The following is a 21,056-nucleotide window of genomic DNA, read 5'->3' on the forward strand; positions in this document are numbered from 1 at the left end:
ATCCAGAGCAAAACCTGCATAAATGCTATACTAAACGAGTAACTCTTAGAGTGATAAATTTATGAGTTCACCATTTCCAGGGATGAATCCCTACTTAGAAAATCCTGATTTATGGTCAGAAGTACATCATAGATTAATTACAGCGATCGCTATTGCTATCTCTCCTACTTTGCGTCCTCAATATCGAGTAGCTATAGAAAAACGTACCTATAGACTTGATACTGAAGACTCTTTATTAATTGGTATTCCTGATGTAGCAATTTTATCAGTTAAACAAGCACAAAAACCAAGTATTAGGAAAACTGCAATAGCGACTTTACCCACAGAAACAGAGAATAGGGCGATTACTGTAACCTTACCATTACCTTTAGAAATTAAAGAAGGATATTTAGAAATTAGAGAAGTTTCTACAGGTAAGGTAGTAACTATAATTGAGATACTTTCTCCCACTAATAAAAAAACTAAAGAAGGTAGAAAATCCTATTTAGATAAACGGGAGAAAATATTGCAAAGTGATACTAACTTAGTAGAAATTGACTTAATTAGAACTGGGGAAAAAATGCCCATTGTCACCAGGATTTCTGATACAGATTATCGCATTTTAATTGTGAGATCCTATCGGTTTCCATCGGCTCAATTATTTGCATTTTCCGTCAAACAAACTATACCTAATTTTCCCATACCTCTACAAAAAGGAGAGGAGGAAATAGAGTTAAATTTACAGAATTTGTTCTTAGAAATATATGAACAAGCTGCATTTGATTTAACTTTAGATTATCATATTCCTCCTGTACCAGACTTGTTAGCGGAAGATCGAGAATGGATGGATATATTATTAAAAGAACAAGGAAGAAGAGAGTAAATAAAAATTATTACTGACATTGCCGTTAAAATGATTGATTTGGTCTTAAAAATCCCCGTATCTAGAGACCGGGGACTGTCAAAACCCTACTCTACTTCCACCACACTAATAATCCTCTCATCCCTGTTAAGTTGACAAATACTTTCACCCTTACTATCCTTATTGAGATTAGGAACTGCATCTATTGATACGCGAATTACTCGCTCCTTATTTGTCAATAATGCAACCTCCGAACCTGGTTTTGCTGCTACCATAGCCGCTAAATTGTCGGTTTTATTATTAAACTTCACAAGTTGTACCCCTAAATCCCCCCGACTAGCCGCCCTCAACTGATTTGCAGCTATAATTTTGCCATATCCTTCTTCCGTCACCAGCAATAATTGGTGATTTTTACTGACATTGACACAACCAACCATTTGCTGATTTTTCAAAAGGCGGAAAGCTTGTAAACCCATTGCAGCCCGACCCATAATCGGTAGTTGTTCATCATTGACGGGAAACCTTAATAGACGACCGCTAGAACTCGCCAAAATTAGATGTTCTCCGCTGCTGAGGAATTGGGTAAACGCTAATTCGTCATTATCTTTAAGCTTCAAAATTGTAATTCCTCGCCGTGAGAAATTCACAAATTCCGACAAAGATAGGCGTTTAATCCGTCCTTCCTTCGTTAACAGAACCATTTCCAACGTTTCGGGTTTTTCTGGCAACAAGAACCGAGTAATGATACCTTCCGTGTTACCTTGAGCGGTACTGGTAAGCATCGTAATCAATGGCGTTCCTCGTGCTGAACTTGTAGTGAGCGAAGTCGAACTACGTCCAGTAGTCAAAGGAATATCTCCCACCGTAATGGGATAGACTTTACCACCGCTAGTGAGGATTAACAGGTCTTTGTGAGTATTAGTTAATGCCGTTTGGATCAGGAAATCATGATCTAGCAAGCCATTTTCCCCTTTTGTTTTTTTACTGTTGGGGGAAATCCGCCGCACATAACCCCGCTGAGTAACTTCGACAATAGTTTCCTCTAGCGGTGCTTCCGGTTTAGGAGTGGGAATTTTCGCTGGAGAATTATCTGCTGCGGCTACTGCTGCTGGTTTAGCCTTACCTTTCTCTTCGGAAACTGGTTTTTCTGTAGTGTGAATTATTTTCGTCCGTCGCGGATCATTGTACTTCCGTTTGAGAGTTCGCAAATCTTTTTTCAGAGCTTTGAGTAATTCCCGTCTGTCGTCCAGTAATGTCCGCAATATACTAATTTCCTGGTTAAGTTGGTCAAATTCCTGTTGTAAATTTTGCTGTTCTAACCCAGTGAGACGACGTAAGGGCATAGACAAAATGGCATCTGCTTGGACATCACTTAAATCTAGGCGATTACAAAGTGTCATTTTGGCGGTACTGCCATCGGGCGCTTGCCGTAATATAGCAATAACATCATCCAAATTTGCTAAAGCTTTCAGTAATCCTGCCAGGATATTTACCCGATTTTCCGCTTTTCCTAATTCGTAACTGTAGCGACGGTTGAGGGTATGTTCTCGGAACTTGAGAAATTCGTCTAATAGTTGTCGTAAGGTTAATTGGCGAGGTTGTCCATCAACTATAGCTAACAGAATCGCGCCAAAGTTAGTTTGTAAAGCAGTTTGGTGATATAAATGCTGGAGCAATTCCTGGGGATTTGTATCGCGTTTGAGTTCAATAACTACACGCATTCCGTCTCTGTCACTCTCATCTCGAATGTCAGAAATTCCTAGTAAACGACCTTGGTTGACTAAATCGGCGATTTTTTCAATCCAACCAGCCTTATTAACTTGAAAGGGCAGTTCAGTGACTATTAATGCTGTCCGGCGTTTAGTTCCCCTGGTGGCAGGAATTTCTTCCATTGTGACGATGCCGCGCATAATAATACTACCTTTACCAGTGGTATAGGCTTCTCTAATGCCGCCATGATCAACAATTTCCCCACCAGTAGGAAAGTCGGGACCGGGAATTAATTGAAATAATTTTTCATCGCTTAACTCTGGGTTGTCAATTAAGGCAATTAAGCCATCAACGATTTCTCCCAAATTGTGGGGGGGGACATTTGTAGCCATCCCTACGGCAATTCCTGCACAACCATTCAGTAACAAAAATGGTAATTGAGCCGGGAGTACGGTTGGTTCTTGTTGGGAATTGTCGAAATTACCAGTAAAATCCACAGTTTCGTCGGCAATTTCCGCCAACATTCCCTCATGTCCCACCGATGCAAGACGGGTTTCCGTGTAACGCATGGCTGCCGGTGGATCATTATCAACGCTACCAAAATTACCATGTCCTCCCAGTAAGGGATAACGGCTGGAAAAGTCTTGGACTAGCCGAACTAAGGCATCATAAACTGATTGATCACCGTGAGGATGATATTTACCGAGAACGTCTCCCACTACACGAGCGCATTTTCGGTAAGGTCGATCTGGTGTTAAACCGAGTTCGTGCATGGCATATAGAATCCGCCTATGTACTGGTTTTAACCCATCTCGAACATCTGGTAAGGCTCGCCCCACAATCACACTCATGGCATATTCTAGGTATGACCGTTGCATTTCGGTGTGTAGGGCGGTGGTGATGACCTGTCCCTTGGAGAGAAGGTTTAATTGTTTTGCCATGAGGTTTTTCCCTAAATTTTGACTACACAACAGCCGCTAGAAGTTGACACGCTCCGCAATCACAGCATAACGGATTAAATAGAAATACTCACACAATCTTGATACTCATGAAGATAAAAAGCAGTAGTATTATCCTTGATGTGATCTAAGCTTATAGATTATTAAAAATACAATACAGATTGGTCAGGTGTTAACCCTATTTAATATAAAGTCTCATGAAAACTGTTCTAATTGTGGAAGATGATTTAATTAATGCTCGCGTTTTTTCTAAAATTCTGAGTAAACGCGGGGGATTGGGGGTAAAACATACGGAAAATGTAGAAGAGGTCATGGAAATTGCCCAAGCTCGTGAAATTGACCTGATTTTAATGGATGTGTCCCTATCACGTAGTGTATACCAAGGTAAGTCTGTTGATGGGATCAAAATTACACAAATGTTAAAGTCTAACCCGCAAACAGCCAACTTACCAGTGATTTTAGTGACGGCACACGCGATGGAAGGAGATCGGGAGAATTTTTTGAACCAATGCGGTGCTGATGCTTATATTTCTAAGCCTGTGGTTGATCACCAACTGTTTATTGACAAAATTATGGCTCTTTTACCACCAGAATAGTCAGTTGTCCGTTGTCCGTTGTCCGTTGTCCGTTGTCCGTTGCCCGTTGTCCGTTGGCAAATTCTTTCCCCCTGCTACCTGCCCCCTGCCCCCTGCTCCCTGCTCCCTACCACTAGGGTGCTTCCTCCTGGGGCTGTGAGGCTGATTTAATTTGTGGTAATTCTAAGAACTTTTTGGTGTCTGTAAGTAAGCGATCGCCCCACAGGTTTTCTTTGAGAAAATCTAAGTCAGCATAACGGGAATCTATGCGGAGCGCGGATACTCCCATTTGTAAACTTTTTTGTTTATCGCCCTGATTATAGGAAGCTACGGCTAAAGCTAATAAAGGTTCTGCGGCTTTTTTATCAATGCTAACTGCTGTTTGCCATTGCTGGATCGCTCCGGTGACATCACCTTGTTCGTATTTGATTAAACCAATATTGTTAATTGCTGGCCAAAACTTTTTATCTTGGTTGACTGCTAAATTGAATTGAGCGATCGCATCTGGGAATTTCTGTAACATCAAGTAAGCATTGCCCAAATCAAACAACCCTCCAGAATAATTGGGTTTTAATTTCAAACCAGCTTGATAATTGGTAATAGCTCCTTGGTAATCTTTTTTTTGAAACTTAGCTGAACCCAACGCAAACTGCACTTCAGGATTTTTAGGATTGAGGGTTTGGGCTTTGCTCAAGGAGGTAACAGCCTGATCAAATTCTTTATTTTGTAAATGCAAACTCCCCAGTAGCCACCATACTTTGTCATTCTGCGGGGCTAATTTCGTAGCCAACTGCGCTCTGAGCAAAGCTGGTTCAACCTGCTGAAACTGAGCTAATTGAGCCGCTTGCTGGGCTAAATTCAAGCCCTGTTTCTCTAATTGAGCATTATCAACTTGCACTGTATGCGGAATGAATGCTTGAGCATGAGCAGCTTTTGGCAAACTCCATACACTACAGGCAACTAAAAGAGAAATCAACCGAATATATTTTGGCACACTACCACCTACTAGTCCGAATATTGGAATCTTATCGCTAACGCCACGCTATCAGATAGATTGGTCAATTGTCATTGGTCAGTTGTCAGTTGTCAGTTGTCAGTTGTCAGTTGTCAGTTGTCAATGAGTAATTTTATTCTTCCTTCTTCCTTCTTCTTCTTCTTCTTCTTCTTCCTCCTCCTGACTCCTGACTCCTGACTCCTGACTCCTCTTATCAAAAATGGGTAGAACCACAGTGAAAGTAGTACCTTCACCCAGATTGCTGGCTACTTGAATTTGTCCTTGATGATGCTCGATAATGGCTTGAGCGATCGCTAATCCTAATCCTGAACCAGTAGTTGTGGCTGTAGCCGTTTTCCCACCTTTATGACTTCGTGCCGGATCAACTCGATAAAAGCGATCAAATAATTTTGGCAGCGCGTCCGCAGGAATACCAGAGCCAGTATCACTAACTTTTACTTGTAAATGAGAATTAGTGTAACGCATTCCTGTAACTCGATTTATCCCCTCTATTCTTGCTAACTCTACTTTTATTACTCCCTGGGGTGGAGTATATTGCAAGGCATTACCAATCAAATTTGTAAATAATCTGACTAATTGCTCCCAATTTCCCGTGAGAGTAAACCAGTTTTCTAATAATTCGGGATTAACTTCCGTCAACGGAGAATCAACTAAGTTCAAACCCAGATTAATTTGTTTTTCTCTAGCTACAAATTGTTGTTCTTCTACAACTTCCATTAACAAAGCATCAAGAGGACAAGATGAAAATAAATCTGTATTAATCCCACTATCTTGTCTAGCTAAAAATAGCAAATCATTAACTAACTTTCCCAATCGTTGAGTAAGTCGTTCTACTACTTTTAATTGTTGTTTATATTGAACTGTATTTTTTTCTTCTTCCCGTGCATCCAAATCAGCCAAAGCAATTTGCACATTAGTTTGAATCAAAGCAATCGGACTTCTTAATTCATGGGAAGCATCAGCAGTAAATTGTTTTAAGCGTTGGTAAGATTCTCCAACTGGTTCCATAGCTTTGCCAGATAAAAACCAACCACTAGCGGCTACTGACAAGATCATTAGAGTGATACCTAAAGCCAAATCAAAAATTAATTCTCTGCTAGGTTTCGTTACCTCAAACCAAGGATGACTAACCCGTAAATAGCCTAAAACCTGTCTTCCTTTTTCTATCCTTTTTGTAACTTGTCTAAATAACTGTGCAGATTCTCCCCATCCTCCCATTCCCTCTATTCGTACAGTTTCACCTGTATGATGAGTATGAATAGGAATATCTAATATTTGTGAAAAAGTTGACCATAATAATTCACCATTAGGACTAAACCACTCTAAATCAATCCGATCATCTTCGGCATTTTCAGCATTATTAGGAAAACTAGCTTCTACATTTACTCGCACTTGATTTGGTTGAAAGTTTATCGGTTCAATTACCAAAGAGCGCTCGACAACTTCCACGACATGATACAATGTATCGTCAATTCTTTCAATTAATGTACTGCGAACATACAAATATACTCCACTGGCAAATAATAATAGTAAAATCGCAGTTATAGTAGTGTACCAAATCGCTAACCGCCGACGAGTAGCTTGAAACAGATAAATAGACATAAAATTAATAACCAGTCATTTATAATTTGACAGACTACTAGATCCCTGACTTCTTTTAGAAGTCAGGGATCTCTCTCCTAGAAAATATTCACAAATCAAATATTATTCCTATCTTACTCATTTGATATCGTAACTCTGCTTAATGTGCGCTATATGATCGACAGTGCAATCCAACAAATCATGTTAGGTCTTCTTGTGTTAACTGAACCTATAAGGTTATCCCACTAAATTTATGAAATATCAAATCCACTGGCGTAGCGTTTAATAAACTCAACACCTTTATCTGTTACCCAATAAGTAAATGTCAGTGGAAACATTTTCCTAATCCCAGAAGGACTGTCAGCCAAATATGACATCCCATCAATTTGTTTATCTAAGAAAAAACCATCTCTTACAGCATTTGCGACCATCAAATCACCCGCAGCACCCAATACAAATACCCGATCTTCTGACTTTGCAAGAGCCTCAAACAGGCGACGTTCAACTTCACCGTAACGATTGTTCAAGATTCCCAGATTCTGCTTGTACATCTGCACAGATGTTTGATCAATTTCTTTTTTTTGGTCATACCTAGTATGGCAGTTTGGACAAAGGGCTATCAAGTTCTCAAACGAATTGTCCTTTGTTTTCGCCCATGGAACTATGTGGGCTATCTCAGTTGTTGTTGATCGGCAAGTGGGGATTGCACACCGATGTCCTGCTTCTACAAGAACTGCACGTTTGATTTTAGATGGAATGGCTATGCGTTGCATTACAGTTATTTTTCCGTACTAACTAACAAAGATCACGTTAAGAATAGCAAGAAATTTTCTTGATATCTACTTAATTTAGGGTAGATGACTAGAATTTCTCTAAAAATTATCATGATTTCAGAACTTACTTTCTAACCACCATAAGTATATTAACTTGCAAATAAGCATTGCTGGAGATGAGGCAATCATTATAAGCTGTCACGCATCTAGTTTTTGAACCCAATCTAGGCTATAGGCGGGTTTCCACCTTCAAATTATACAATTTAAGTGCGCGACAGCTTACTCATCCACAGTATCCATCGCATTGTCAATCAAATTTGTTGAGACTTAATTAAATTTGCTCTCGTATCTGAATAAAATATTTTTTATACATAAAAATATCAAATCGCCAACTTAATCAGGTTTCTATACCAAGAATTGTTAAAATCTATGCCCCAGCCATTAAGATATTGATATTCATGCTCTATGGGCAATATCTGCCTTAATCTAGGTGATCATGGCAAAACCAAAAAAGAATTCTGATTCCATAAATCTGAGCGATCCACAATACTATATTAACCGTGAATTAAGTTGGCTAGAATTTAATCATCGGGTCTTACATGAGGCTTGTGATCCCAGAACTCCTCTGTTGGAAAGGCTGAAATTTTTGGCCATTTTTAGTTCCAATCTGGATGAGTTCTTTATGGTACGAGTAGCAGGTTTAAAGCAACAGGTAGAAGCCAGTATTAATTTATTAACGCCAGATGGACGCACACCAGCAAAACAGCTAGATGATATTCGTCTGCATTTGACTCCCCAACTCAAAAAACATAACGCAGAATTTGAGGAAGTTCTGCGACCACAGTTAGTAAAACAGGGAATCTATATTCTCGATTACATAGAACTGAATCAAAGACAGCGAAATTACTTAAATAACTATTTTGAAGAACAGGTTTTTCCGGTGCTAACTCCCCTCGCTGTTAATCCTGGTCATCCCTTTCCCCACATTTCTAATCTCAGTTTAAACCTGGCAGTGGTGGTCAAAAATCCCGATACTGAGGAGGAGTCTTTTGCTATAGTTAAAGTCCCGAAAGTCTTGCCACAATTTTTACCCTTACCACCAGAGTTGGGAATTCAGGAAGATGGTAAAACTGCTCATTGGATCGGAGTTCCCTTAGAACAAGCGATCGCTCATAACTTAGAATCCCTCTTTCCAGGGATGAGTATCCAAGAATATCACCCCTTCCGCATTACCCGTGATGCTGATCTGGAACTAGAAGAAGACGAAGCAGATGACCTGTTATTAGCTATTGAACAGGAACTTCGCAAACGCCGCATGGGTGGAAATACCGTCAGGTTAGAAATTCGCTCCCAAACCCCCGCATCAATTCGTTCCCGGCTCTTACAAGATTTGGGATTAACCGAAAGCGATATTTATGAAATTGATGGTCTTTTAGCACTGCGGGATTTAATGTATTTTCTGGCATTACCATTACCAGAACTTAAAGATCCCCCCCGTCAATCTGTTGTTCCTTCCCGCTTGCAACGGCTCAGAGAACCCTGTATTGATGCTGACGTTCCCGAACTAGAAGAAGGAAGAGACTTTTTTTCCATCATTCGTGAAAAAGATTTACTCGTCCACCATCCCTATCAATCCTTTTCTGGTACAGTAGTCCGGTTTATTACTAGCGCTGCCCATGATCCTCATGTTCTTGCCATTAAAATGACTCTTTACCGGACTTCTGGGGACTCACCCATCGTTAATGCTTTAATTGCTGCGGCAGAAAATGGCAAGCAAGTTTCTGTATTAGTCGAATTAAAAGCCCGGTTTGATGAAGAGAATAACATTTACTGGGCAAGGCGTTTAGAAAGTGTTGGTGTTCATGTTGTCTATGGTTTAGTTGGTTTAAAAACCCATAGCAAAATTGTTCTGGTAGTGCGCCGGGAAAAAGATAGAATGCGCCGTTATGTACACATTGGTACAGGGAATTACAACCCAAAAACTGCACGACTCTATACAGATTTAGGCTTATTTAGTTGTCGGGAAGAATTAGGTGCAGATTTAACAGATGTGTTTAATTTCTTAACAGGTTACTCTCGCCAAAAATCCTATCGAGAAATTATGGTAGCACCTGTGAATATGCGCGATCGCTTTCTGGAATTAATTAAGCGCGAAATTGAAAATGTCCACAATGGATTTTCTGGTCGCATCGTTGCTAAAATGAATGCCCTCGTTGATCCACAAATCATTTCTACACTATACGAAGCTTCTCGTGCAGGTGTACAAATTGACCTAATTATTCGCGGTATTTGTTGTTTGCGTCCCGGAGTGCCAAACCTGAGCGAAAATATTCGCGTCATCAGCATTATTGGTCGCTTTTTGGAACACTCCCGCATATTTTACTTCTACAACAATAGTCAAGAAGAAATATATATTGGTAGTGCGGACTGGATGCGTCGCAATTTAGATCGTCGAGTGGAAGTCATTACCCCCATTAAAGACCAAGATATTGCTAAGGACTTGCAAGAGATTTTAGGAATTATGTTGGCAGATAATCGTCATGCTTGGGAATTACAACCTGATGGTAGTTATATTCAAAGATGTCCTTGTGATAACTGTCCAGAAGCTAATTCTCAAAAAACTATTATGTCTATGACATTACGATCTGTAGGCATAAATTAAACTCTCATTAGTTGCAGCAAAAGTGAATAATAACCTCTGCCAATATCACCGACTTCTTTGATCAATTTTCTCATGCAAATAATTAATCGGAGAAGTCGGGGATCTCAACCATAGCTTAATTAACGTACCCTGCTGTAAATTCTTCTTCAGTCAATAAATATATATATTTTAAATAGTCTTCAGACTTATACAACTATCAGACTAAATGTATATTGTTGAGGACATTAGACTTGATATTCGGTGATGAATAACATATTTTGGAGATGATGCACTATGATAATATGCCAGTTTCATAAGTGCTGAATCTGTCGCCCCCAGTATTATGCAAAAAAAACAGTTTTTTATGGAAAATTTGCATAAAAATTAACTTTTAGTGGCTAAAATTCATCCATAAGATAGAGTGAAGTATTTCACTTGTACTCATAAACTATAAGAATTCATATTTATTCTTTTTCTGGAATGTTAATGTTGTCCCGTGAGTCTTCTAATTTGCGCGTTCTCATAGTTGATGATCATGAACTCACTCGTTTAAGCCTACAATTAGTTTTTTCTGTTCAAGAAAATATCCAGGTTGTTGGTTTAGCTAGTAATGGTCAAGAAGCTATAGAAATAGTTCAATGCTATCAACCTGATGTGATCATTCTCGATTTACAAATGCCAATTATGGATGGTTGGTCAGCATCTCATTACATTAAAGCTATATCTCCAAATACTCAAATTCTGGCTTATTCCTCTGTAGATGAAGTATCTTTTGGAAAAAACAAAACTAGGCATAACTTTGATAAAGTTTGCAAAAAAGATATTCCGACAAAGGAACTCATTGCCTTAGTCAGAGAGTTAGGGAACAGACATAGGTATTCTTCATTTCCAGAAGAAATATTGAACTCTGCCTAATCATAAATTTATGTAGGTTGGGTTGACCCTGGGAAACCCAACATCATTAATAATTAAAAAAGTACAAATTAGATCAGGCAAAAGGCAATTGACAATTATCAATTACCTTTTCTCCTGTCTAAATTTTAGATAACTAACAACTTAGGTTAATTATTTCCTGCTTGGGGAATAGTCCGTTTAAATTCATCAATTAAATCATCTAATTCTTCCAAAGCTTGATTGACATCAACCCTTAAAGTTCCTAAATTGGGTTGTTCTAATAAACTCAGCAACCGCTCACGTTTACCTTGAACAGTGCTAATTCGGTCTTTAACTGTCTGAATATCCATTTTTTTGCGTCCAGTTTTGAAACACTTCAAATCTAAAGTTAACGCAAAAAGGAAAAATCTCCATATCCCTTTCCCAATCTGCCACCAATCAGCGATGATAATAAAAGATGAAAATAAATTATACTAAGCTTAAATTATGCTCGGCGGAATTTCTTTGGGAACACTTGGTTTAACAGTAGGTAGTATACTCACCATCACAGGTTTTGTTGCCTACTTCATGGATAACGCTACCCTCAATCTAGTAGGATTTTTCTATGGTTTTCCGCTATTACTGGGAGGTTTAGCCCTAAAAGCTAATGAACTTAAACCCATCCCCTTCAGCCAAACTAGCACACCATCAATCCTCGAACTCAGAAAGCAACAGGCAACTGTCACACAAACTAAAATCCGCAAAGACATCACCCGCTTCTGTTATGGGCAAAAATCCCATCTAGATTTAGCCCTGGCTTATCTAGGTTTAAGTCCCACAGACGAAGTCAGACCAGTCGTCACCGGTTTGCGAGAAACCGAAATCAACGGCGCTTATACCCTAATCCTAGAATTCGATTCACCACTAATCACCTTTGATACCTGGCAACAAAAGCATGAAAAAATGACCAAGTATTTTGGTCCAGGTGTAGAAGTCAACATTAAACAGCCCAGAGAGGACTACATTGAACTGTCTTTGATGAAAACTTTAATCTAAAACCTCTATCTCGCAAGGAACTCAAGTTCCTTGCTAATAACAAAAGTCATCTAAAGATGACTAAACACTTAAAAAAAGCTCCTAGTCCGTTTTAACGGACTTCAGCTATTAGACAGGGAATTTATTCCCTGGCGGGTGTCTGGCGGGTGTAAAAGCCAACTAGAATTAAATTTCTCGGAGATGTCTAATTGGGAAAGTGTCAAGATCCCCAAGATCCCCGACTTCTTTGAGAAGTCGGGGATCTGAAAATTAACAGGTAGCTAGACACAAATAGAAGACTGGAAGCAAGAAGGACAAGTTTATTTGATAACTTCTCTTCTGGAAGGGCGTTTTGGTAGTTTAGATGCTGAGTTATCTGGTTTGGTGGAAAAGATTGCTAATATTCCTATTTCTGAACGCACTCAGTTACTTCTTGCTTTGGGTAACTTATCCCGTGAGGAGTTGTTACAAAGATTGCGGAATGAGGCAGTTTAGGATATATTGTTTAATGTGTTTTTTTATATAGTCCTCAGATTAGAAATCTGGGGTTATACAGACAAAGCCTACCTTCGTAGGCTATTTTCATGGTATAAATTAGTTAGTGAAATATTCGAGGTTAGAAAATGTCACCAATTCAGAAGATTCTTTTTGGAAGTCCAGGAACAGGAAAAAGCTATCAAATTCGTAAAATTGCAAAAGACAAACTAAATATAGAATGGAATGAAAAAACTCAATTAGAAAATATTATTCAAACAGTATTTCATCCAGAGTATACCTATTCAGATTTTGTCGGAAAGCTATTACCACAAACTGATGGAAAGGGTTCAGTAACATATAAATTTTATGAAGGAAATTTTTTACGTGCTTTAGGTTTAGCATACAAAAAAATAATTGAGGGTAGTAAAGAAAATGTCCTGTTAGTCATAGATGAGTTAAATAGAGGTAATGCGGCAGCTATTTTTGGATCAATTTTTCAGTTATTAGATAGAGAAGATGATTATTGGTCAAGTTACAGAGTTAACTTATCTGAACTTGAAATAGTTAGTATTTTGAGAATTATGGGATATGAAGTAAAAATCTATGATGATAATATCCAGGTTAATAAATATGAGTTTCATACTTTTTTAAATGACTTAGAAACAAAATTAAATAATACAGATAATCCCGATGGATCACGAATAATAGCAAATTTAAAAGCAGCCAAAATTACCATACCATACAATCTATCCATTATTGCTACAATCAACACATCCGATGAATCTATTTATTATCTTGATAGTGCATTTAAACGCCGTTGGGATTGGGAATATGTAGATGTACCTAATAATAAATCTTATGAAGATATACCGGAAAAAGTAAAAGGTATTTTAGTAGTTATAGGTGACAAAAAATATTATTGGTATGATTTAGTAATCAAACTAAATGAATTTATAAAATCTAAGCATGAGTCTATCAGAAGAATTGAAGATAAACAGATTGGTTGGTGGTTTTTGAAAGCTAAAAATAACATAATTGAAGAATCAGTAATTAAAAATAAGCTGATGTTTTATCTTTGGGATAGCGTTTTTGCAAAAGATAAAAGACCTTTAGAAGAATTATTAGGTAAAAAGTTGATTACTTATGCTGATTTTGCTAATTTATCTATTGAATTTATAAATAAAATAAATCCAGAAGAATTTAAGGAAAATAAGGAAAATACAAATGCTGACAATTTCTAATTAATAATTTTCTATAAATCTAGACATAGTTGAGAAATAATAATGATTAATTTTAGAGAATTAGAAATCAAAGTTAATACTAAATATTCTTTTGTAGGAATACAAAAAGAAGGTTCAAAACTTATCTTTCATATCCCTAAAGGGTTTTCTGAATCTGATATTTCATTAAACACATTTGACAGCAAGCGAGATTTATTTTTTCGTCTTTATCGAGTGTTGAACGTTTTTAAACAAATCTGTATTGATAAAGGACATTTTCAAACCAGAGTTGTTACCAAAGCGGATGATCGTGATGGAGTTGTTGAAGATGATACTGGTTCAAAAATTACATCTGATAACAATAGCAAAAACATTTTTTATTCTAAAATTGATGCACTGGGAAGCATATTAGATGCTTATGATGAATTAAAAATACTCGCACTTGTTAGCAGATTAGGAAAATCAGAAAGAATAGACTACAGTAAATTACATCGTTATTTAAACAAAGCTGTTTTTCTAAATAACGGTGCAATTTATATTGATGCTATGAATTTACCCCGAAAAGAAATACATTTTGATTCCACTGATATAGTTGCTATGTATTGTTATATTTTGACTGAAATTAAGGAACAATTAAAACAACAAGTTAATCCTGAAATCAACTCTTTAGCAGAAAGATTTAAAGAAAAATATTTAGGTTATGAATATAGTTTATTTAATGAAAAATATTATCTGCAAGTTATTAATGAATTGAAAGATACTTTGGAATTAATTGATCATTATACTCCGATTAAAGATAGTGATTATTGGGATTTTTACGAAGCTATTTATAAATTCTTGTTTGGAGATTTAGACAATTATATTCAAGGTAAAGTGTGGGGATTTAGTAATTTTCATACTATCTGGGAGTCAATGTGTTTGATATACTTAATCAAAATAATAGATCCTATTTTTATTCTTTACTTGGATGATAAATTTATTTCTAATAGAATATTGCGCCAGTTAAATAATAGTAGGAAGATTATTGATATTTTAGAAATATTTAAAATTAATGGTATTGAAGTATTTCCTGATGCAGTTATTCTTTTATCTAATTTTTTTGATACTTTAAAAAATAATTCTGAATCAATCACATATCAACTTAAAAAAAATGACTACAATGATTGGTATATATATTATACAAGTTTTGAGATTAATGATGAAAATATAAGAATAGCTTATGCTAATCAATTAAAAAATTATCATACATTTTATGAGTTAAGAAGGTTATCTAAAACAGGTAGCGATAAATTGGTACAAATAAGTTCGCTGCCTAATAAATTTTATTCTTATTGGTATATAAGTCCTGATGAATATGAAGATTTTAACTTTCAACAAATACAAATGATGAATAATTTGAATCATGTATTTTTCGTAGCTATTAAAAAAGGTTTTTTATGTTTTAAAAATTTTTATCAGCAGTATCTTGAACCTTACGATATTTTTACAACCTCATTATTGCGAGATTCTGGTGGTGAAAAAAACCGAGAAACGTTATTTCAAAAACTTATTCAAGTTGTTATGAGTCAATTCAGCATTATTGATATAAAATACTCTGATTCTGATCATTACACAAATCTAGACAATATAGAAGAAATAAAAAACAAAAGCGTTAGAAAACAATTTGTTTATGAATATCTACTGCAAAAGCATCTTAAAAAAACTAACAACCCATTGAAAGAATTAGATATAAAAAGTGAATTTTGGCTTCCAGCTTATTCTTCAAATGAAGAAACATTTACACCACTACCAAAATATATGGACGATTATATTAAATTAATAGGTGTAAATATTCTGACGGTAATTGACAGCTATTTAGAGACAGAAGAAAAGTAACTTAAAATACTATATTGTTGAGATAGTGAGATTTTGGAGGGGTGCGATCGCTTGTAGGATGAATTTGGGAGTGCGATCGCTTTCAGATAAAATAAAATAAAGGTAAATATAGCCTAACATAACCTCTATGTCCTTACAAGAACTGAAAGAGCAAGCCTTTCAACTACCTGAGAGCGATCGCTTAGAACTCGTGCGCGCAATCATCGAATCATTGCAAAATCAACCCAGTCAAAAATCTGAACGGACTCGCATAATCAAACAAATGAAAGGTTTATTAAAAACCAATCAACCAGCACCAACCGATGAACAAGTAAATGGAATGTTAGAAGAACATCGAGTAGAGAAGTATATTTAGTGAAAATTCTCATTGATACCAACATTATTTTAGATTACTTGTTAGAACGAGAACCGTTTTTAGAAGATGCAGAAATGCTATTTCAAGCGATTGATTATAGGCAAATAATTGGATATGTTACTGCTACCACACTAACTGACATTTTCTACATTGCTCGCAAACAAACTCAAAGTATTGAACTAGCTAGACAAGCGATTTCAACGACATTAACTATTATGGATAGGCTGTCCGATTTGCACGTTGTGAAAAGTCAAATTGGACTGCATAATCTGTAAAATCCTGTACCAGCATCAAAAATTAGCCGAGTACCGCCTACTTGCATGGATACACAAGTGCTATTCTATATAGTTTACTACATTTATTTAATTAATAGCTAGTAAAGATTCAGTAACTTTACTGAAAATAACCTTTTCTAGTTTTGTCAAAGTTGCCTAAATCTACGGAAGTTTAAATTCCCATGTAGATAGCTGATTAAGTCCATGCCCATAAGTCAAATTATATTGCAATGGAGTAATACTGATATATTTTTTTTGAATGGCATGAACATCAAGGGGAATGTGGGTTGGTAAGTTTAATTCTATAGGTGGTTCTACATCTTCGATTACCTCTCCAGTTAACCAGTAGTAAGTTTTACCTCTAGGATCAGTTCGCTTGTCAAAAACATCCACATAACGTCGTACTCCTTGTCTAGTGAAAGTAACTCCAGCTATTTCTTCCCAAGATAAGGGGGGGACGTTGACATTGAGTAACATCAATTCTGGCAGTGGTTGGGCGGCAATTTTAGCAACCAGGACTTCAGCAAATTTAGCTGCTGGTTGAAAATCTTTATGGGTATGACTGGTTAAACTAAAAGCAATACTGGGAATACCTTCAATAACTCCTTCCATTGCTGCGGAAACAGTCCCAGAGTAGAGGATTTCTGTCCCTAAATTTGCACCTTGGTTAATTCCAGATAGCACTAAGTCGGGTGGAGAATCCAATAAAGCCCATAGTGCCAATTTTACACAATCTGAAGGCGTACCATCACAAGCCCAAGCTTTAATATCAGGATGAAACACAGATTCCACTATTTCCGCGCGAATGGGTTGCAGTAAGGTTAATCCATGCCCTGTTGCGGATCTCTCTCGATCTGGACAAACTACTGTCACTTCATGACCCGCTGCTGCTAAGGTGTTGGCTAGGGTACGAATACCCAAAGCAGAAATTCCATCATCGTTGCTAATTAATAATTTCATTTGTCAGTTGTCAGTTGTTAGTTGTCAGTTGTCAGTTGTCAGTAGGAAAAATCCTCTCCCCTACATCCCCTACATCCCCTACATCCCCTACATCCCCTACATCCCCTACATCCCCTACATCCCCTACATCCCCTACATCCCCTACATCCCCTGCCTCTTGTCTGTTCCCTGCTTCCCTGTTCCCCGTTCCCTACTATAGACTAATGACTAATCACCAATGACTAATAACTAATGACTAGCAATTTAGAAGACCAACTTTTAGCATTACGACAAGAAGGAGAAACAGCGATCGCTGCTGCTGATAGCCTAGAACGCCTAGAAGAACTCAGAGTTAACTATTTGGGCAAAAAAGGGCAATTGGGGCTGCTGTTACGAAGTATGGGGCAAATGAGCGCGGAAGAACGTCCTCAGATTGGGGCGATCGCTAACACTGTCAAAGAAGCCATTCAAAACAGCCTTGACCAGCAACGCACAACCCTGGAATCTGCTCAAATTCTGGTACAACTAGAGGCGGAAACAATAGATGTCACCATGCCCGGTATTTACCGTCCCCAAGGTCGGATTCATCCCCTCAATGGCATTATTGACCAAACCCTAGATATCTTTGTTGGCATGGGTTACACCGTTGCCCAAGGATCAGAAATGGAAACAGATTACTACAATTTTGAAGCTCTTAACACCCCCCCAGATCATCCAGCCCGTGATATGCAGGATACCTTCTATTTACCAGATGGTAATTTATTGCGGACTCATACTTCTTCAGTGCAAATTCGCTACATGGAAAAGGAAGAACCACCTATTCGAGTTGTTGCCCCAGGTCGAGTATATCGCAGAGATGATGTAGATGCGACGCACTCAGCAGTTTTCCATCAAATTGAACTTTTAGCCATAGATGAAGGACTAACTTTTACAGACCTCAAAGGAACTGTGAAAATATTTTTACAATCAATATTTGGCGATTTACCAATTCGGTTTCGTGCCAGTTATTTTCCTTTCACCGAACCTTCAGCCGAAGTAGATTTACAGTGGAAAGGACGTTGGTTAGAAGTCATGGGTTGCGGTATGGTTGACCCCAATGTTTTAAAATCTGTGGGTTATGATCCAGAAGTTTATAGCGGCTTTGCTGCCGGTTTTGGTGTAGAACGTTTTGCCATGGTACTACACCAAATTGATGATATTCGCCGTTTATATAATAGCGATTTACGCTTTTTACAACAATTTTAATGCAGGGGTGGGGTTTCCCCGCCCTTAATAATCATGAACCAAAACTTAACCAACCAAAAATTTCTTTAACTGTTAATTCTAAATTGATATTTTCCAAAATTGGTAATTTATCATCACCTTCATATATTTCTATTTTTTGTCCAGGAAATACAGCTAATACACTTTCTTCCTCTGGATTTAATAACCAACCTAATTCAGTTCCGTGACGGGAACAATGCAATAATTTCGTTAATACTTTTTTCTGTGGTTGTTCAGGAGAAAGAATTTCTATTACCCAATCAGGATGAATTTCAAACCGATTAGCAATTCTCCCAGATTCAGTTTTGGGGATTCTTTCCCACCGGAACACCGCAATATCAGGCACAATGGTACTACCACCAAAGGTACAACGTAGTTCTGGGAAGGCATAAGCAATCTTTGGCGTTTCCGCTACTTGATTAATATTGGTACAAAATTTAATCTGTAGACGACTGTGTTCACCTTGTGGCATAGGTTTTTGTAGGATTTCCCCGTTAATAAATTCTGATGCTGGTTTAGTTTCTGGTAACTTGAGAAAATTTTCTAGTGTAATCTGGCGTTCAGTGGCTATAGTCATAATTGGTAACTAGAAAGCATAATTATATTATCAACGATAATGTTGAAAATTAGTTTTCGGGAAATATAGCAATCCTATTTGATTTGTGATAGCGTAGCGTGCCGTAGGTATACATTGCTAAAGTCAGATCCCCGACTTCTTAAAGAAGTCGGGGATCTTGTTGGTGATTGGGGGACTTTAACTTGTAGAGACAATCGCAGTTTTGATCTAACTCCGCTGCCAAATTTTAATGGTTTTATCCAAACTTCCACTAACTAACATTTCTCCAGAAGCAGTAAATGATAAAGCTGTAACTGTGTTAGCATGACCTGTAAATGTCCCTAATAATTCCCCAGATTGTAAATGCCACAATTTGATAGTTTTATCAGCACTACCACTGGCAATAATTTGTTCGTCAGGACTTAAAGCAACTGTATTCACACTATCTCGATGTCCTTTGAGAGTGTGAACTAATTCCCCAGTGGCTAAATTCCAAACTCGAATAGTTTGATCTTGACTACCACTAACTAAAAATTTAGCATCAGCACTTATGGCTAGGGAACTAACAATATGAGAATGACCCATCAGGGTGTATATTGGTTGTATATCTGGCAATTTTTTCTGATTGAGTGTTGAGGATGTTTCCCAAACTTTGATTTTGCGATAACTACCTGTAATTAAAATTTTCCCATCTTGACTTAATACCATTGAATGGGCTGCTGTATCATCTAAGGATAGAGTATTTTCAACTTGGCGATCGCGCAAATTCCAAAATAAAATCTTCCGATCATGGCCACCAGTCGCTAACATCTTACCATCAGGAGTAAACGCCACACAACGGACATCTCCATGATGTTTATGGAGAATATCAATTAGATCCAACGCCCCAGTATGCCAAATTTTAACGGTGGAATCTGCACCTACACTCACTAATGTTTGTCCGTCGGTGCTAAAAGCCAGAGAATTAACTTCATTAACATGATCAGAAATCACCCAAGGATATTCTGATAATGTCTCGATTAATTCACCTTTTGATAAATCCCATAATTTTGTTTCTCCCCTGCTACCACTAGCTAACATCGGAATTGTTTTGACATTTTTAGATCCGGCATCTTGCACTACTAATGTTTTGATAGCATAGGCTAAACAGTTAATACCTTTGGTATGTCCTTTCAGTGTTTGCCAGCATTCCCAATCACCAATAATCTTCTTTTGGGGATGATCTGATGGTAAGGTTTGAATGGTTTCTACCATCATTTTCTCATCAGTTATTGGCACATCATCTGGCTTACCACCCAGAGATTGTAAATACCAATTTAATCCTCCCGCATATAATAGACTACTGGGAGTTAGATAAGTTTTGGCGTTGGAAAAATCTAGTTGATTTGTGGGTAAAAAACCAGTAATTACAGTTTGTTTGTGGTATCCTAATTTGTTATTTCCAGGATAAAACAAACACAAGAAAATTAATACTTGGTGGTTACTGATATCTTCTTGACTAACAGACCAACGAATTTTATCTTTTTTAATACCGTTAAAACTTTCTCCATCTGCTACGTGAATTTGAATACTCACTTTTGGGTTATTAGCTAACAAATAAGTAAACTTACTTTCACTACGTAAATTTCCCTCATCATCCAAAACCATATTGTCTAAAGTGTCTTGTGGCACTTTTCTCACCAATTTTCCTAAGCGTTCTGTAATCATCCAATCAACAATTTGTTCACGGACAAGATAATCTTCTGCTTGACGTTGAAAATAAGTAGGAAAGGGAATGATCCAATCAGGATATTCAGGATATTCTGGTGGTATCGGTGGGGGATTTTTGGCGAGAATTTCAGCTTGCTGACGGGAACATTCGAGAATTTTTGTGAATGAATCCCCCGCAAATGCCATTACCTCACTGTGATAACCTTTAACTCGACTTTCTAAAAGAGAAAGATCCGCCGTTTTCGGTTTTTTCACCCGGTTTAAGAAGTCAGTTTGTTGCGCTTTTAGTAAACTAATCCAATTCATCTGCATGATAGTGGCACACCATTGCATACCCAAGATAACTTATACTAATGGAATAATTACTCAATTTATAACTTCAG

The 21,056-nt window shown here is 37.4% G+C and carries 20 protein-coding genes; 12 read left to right on the forward strand and 8 right to left on the reverse strand.

Going from position 1 to position 21,056, the window contains the following annotated elements; genetic code table 11:
• Positions 1-61: 61 nt before the first annotated feature.
• Positions 62-862, forward strand: coding sequence for a DUF4058 family protein (locus tag HGD76_RS19725; protein WP_168696783.1), 801 nt, complete (start codon positions 62-64; stop codon positions 860-862).
• Between the two features lie 86 nt (positions 863-948).
• Here HGD76_RS19725 and HGD76_RS19730 read toward each other — a convergent pair whose 3' ends face one another.
• Positions 949-3,492 (reverse strand): DNA gyrase/topoisomerase IV subunit A, encoded by a 2,544-nt coding sequence (locus HGD76_RS19730; protein ID WP_168696784.1) that lies wholly within the window; start codon positions 3,490-3,492, stop codon positions 949-951.
• Positions 3,493-3,707: 215 nt separating this feature from the next.
• On the opposite strand from HGD76_RS19730, the gene HGD76_RS19735 reads away from it, so the two are divergent.
• Positions 3,708-4,106 carry a response regulator gene (locus HGD76_RS19735; protein WP_168696785.1) on the forward strand — a complete coding sequence of 133 codons (399 nt, stop codon included), beginning with the start codon at positions 3,708-3,710 and terminating at the stop codon, positions 4,104-4,106.
• 112 nt (positions 4,107-4,218) lie between these two features.
• Here HGD76_RS19735 and HGD76_RS19740 read toward each other — a convergent pair whose 3' ends face one another.
• The 3 genes from HGD76_RS19740 to HGD76_RS19750 form a co-directional block, all read right to left on the reverse strand.
• Entirely contained in the window at positions 4,219-5,079 is an 861-nt protein-coding gene (locus tag HGD76_RS19740; RefSeq protein WP_168631842.1) for a tetratricopeptide repeat protein, read from the reverse strand.
• A gap of 120 nt (positions 5,080-5,199) precedes the next feature.
• Entirely contained in the window at positions 5,200-6,690 is a 1,491-nt protein-coding gene (locus HGD76_RS19745) for a sensor histidine kinase (protein WP_233467268.1), read from the reverse strand.
• A 242-nt stretch (positions 6,691-6,932) separates the two neighbouring features.
• Positions 6,933-7,454 carry an HNH endonuclease gene (locus HGD76_RS19750; protein ID WP_051155158.1) on the reverse strand — a complete coding sequence of 174 codons (522 nt, stop codon included), beginning with the start codon at positions 7,452-7,454 and terminating at the stop codon, positions 6,933-6,935.
• Positions 7,455-7,950: 496 nt separating this feature from the next.
• On the opposite strand from HGD76_RS19750, the gene ppk1 reads away from it, so the two are divergent.
• The gene (gene ppk1, locus HGD76_RS19755) at positions 7,951-10,116 is read left to right on the forward strand and encodes a polyphosphate kinase 1 (protein ID WP_168652760.1); all 2,166 of its coding nucleotides are present in this window, start codon (positions 7,951-7,953) and stop codon (positions 10,114-10,116) included.
• 459 nt (positions 10,117-10,575) lie between these two features.
• On the forward strand, positions 10,576-11,010 hold the full coding sequence (locus HGD76_RS19760) for a response regulator (protein WP_015078036.1): 435 nt from the start codon (positions 10,576-10,578) through the stop codon (positions 11,008-11,010).
• A 146-nt stretch (positions 11,011-11,156) separates the two neighbouring features.
• On the opposite strand, the gene HGD76_RS19765 is transcribed toward HGD76_RS19760, so the two are convergent.
• The gene (locus tag HGD76_RS19765; protein WP_015078035.1) at positions 11,157-11,339 is read right to left on the reverse strand and encodes a hypothetical protein; all 183 of its coding nucleotides are present in this window, start codon (positions 11,337-11,339) and stop codon (positions 11,157-11,159) included.
• Positions 11,340-11,475: 136 nt separating this feature from the next.
• Between HGD76_RS19765 and HGD76_RS19770 the strand changes: the two genes are divergently transcribed.
• The 6 genes from HGD76_RS19770 to HGD76_RS19795 all read left to right on the forward strand — a co-directional run bounded on the left by HGD76_RS19770 (position 11,476) and on the right by HGD76_RS19795 (position 16,205).
• Positions 11,476-12,024 (forward strand): DUF2854 domain-containing protein, encoded by a 549-nt coding sequence (locus HGD76_RS19770; RefSeq protein WP_168631845.1) that lies wholly within the window; start codon positions 11,476-11,478, stop codon positions 12,022-12,024.
• 303 nt (positions 12,025-12,327) lie between these two features.
• Entirely contained in the window at positions 12,328-12,498 is a 171-nt protein-coding gene (locus tag HGD76_RS19775; RefSeq protein ID WP_233466938.1) for a hypothetical protein, read from the forward strand.
• Between the two features lie 128 nt (positions 12,499-12,626).
• On the forward strand, positions 12,627-13,721 hold the full coding sequence (locus HGD76_RS19780; RefSeq protein WP_168696787.1) for an AAA family ATPase: 1,095 nt from the start codon (positions 12,627-12,629) through the stop codon (positions 13,719-13,721).
• 42 nt (positions 13,722-13,763) lie between these two features.
• Positions 13,764-15,575 (forward strand): hypothetical protein, encoded by a 1,812-nt coding sequence (locus tag HGD76_RS19785; protein ID WP_168696788.1) that lies wholly within the window; start codon positions 13,764-13,766, stop codon positions 15,573-15,575.
• Between the two features lie 127 nt (positions 15,576-15,702).
• On the forward strand, positions 15,703-15,930 hold the full coding sequence (locus HGD76_RS19790) for a hypothetical protein (protein WP_015078032.1): 228 nt from the start codon (positions 15,703-15,705) through the stop codon (positions 15,928-15,930).
• Positions 15,930-16,205: a PIN domain-containing protein gene (locus HGD76_RS19795; RefSeq protein WP_168696789.1), complete on the forward strand. Its 276-nt coding sequence runs from the start codon at positions 15,930-15,932 to the stop codon at positions 16,203-16,205. The genes HGD76_RS19790 and HGD76_RS19795 overlap by 1 nt, the downstream gene beginning before the upstream one ends.
• A gap of 162 nt (positions 16,206-16,367) precedes the next feature.
• Here the strand turns inward: HGD76_RS19795 and surE are convergent, their stop codons facing one another.
• A complete protein-coding gene (gene surE, locus HGD76_RS19800; protein ID WP_015078030.1) occupies positions 16,368-17,165 on the reverse strand; it encodes a 5'/3'-nucleotidase SurE in 798 nt (265 codons plus the stop codon).
• Between the two features lie 7 nt (positions 17,166-17,172).
• Between surE and HGD76_RS19805 the strand changes: the two genes are divergently transcribed.
• Positions 17,173-17,364, forward strand: coding sequence for a hypothetical protein (locus HGD76_RS19805; RefSeq protein ID WP_233466939.1), 192 nt, complete (start codon positions 17,173-17,175; stop codon positions 17,362-17,364).
• A 32-nt stretch (positions 17,365-17,396) separates the two neighbouring features.
• Positions 17,397-18,389 carry a phenylalanine--tRNA ligase subunit alpha gene (gene pheS, locus HGD76_RS19810; protein WP_015078029.1) on the forward strand — a complete coding sequence of 331 codons (993 nt, stop codon included), beginning with the start codon at positions 17,397-17,399 and terminating at the stop codon, positions 18,387-18,389.
• A 31-nt stretch (positions 18,390-18,420) separates the two neighbouring features.
• Here the strand turns inward: pheS and HGD76_RS19815 are convergent, their stop codons facing one another.
• Both HGD76_RS19815 and HGD76_RS19820 read right to left on the reverse strand, forming a co-directional pair.
• Positions 18,421-18,984 (reverse strand): Uma2 family endonuclease, encoded by a 564-nt coding sequence (locus tag HGD76_RS19815; RefSeq protein WP_015078028.1) that lies wholly within the window; start codon positions 18,982-18,984, stop codon positions 18,421-18,423.
• A 207-nt stretch (positions 18,985-19,191) separates the two neighbouring features.
• Positions 19,192-20,985, reverse strand: a complete 1,794-nt coding sequence (locus HGD76_RS19820; RefSeq protein ID WP_168631861.1) for a WD40 repeat domain-containing protein — start codon at positions 20,983-20,985, stop codon at positions 19,192-19,194.
• Positions 20,986-21,056 lie beyond the last annotated feature (71 nt).

The organism is Dolichospermum flos-aquae CCAP 1403/13F (genome assembly GCF_012516395.1).
Classification (GTDB): Bacteria; Cyanobacteriota; Cyanobacteriia; order Cyanobacteriales; family Nostocaceae; genus Dolichospermum; species Dolichospermum lemmermannii.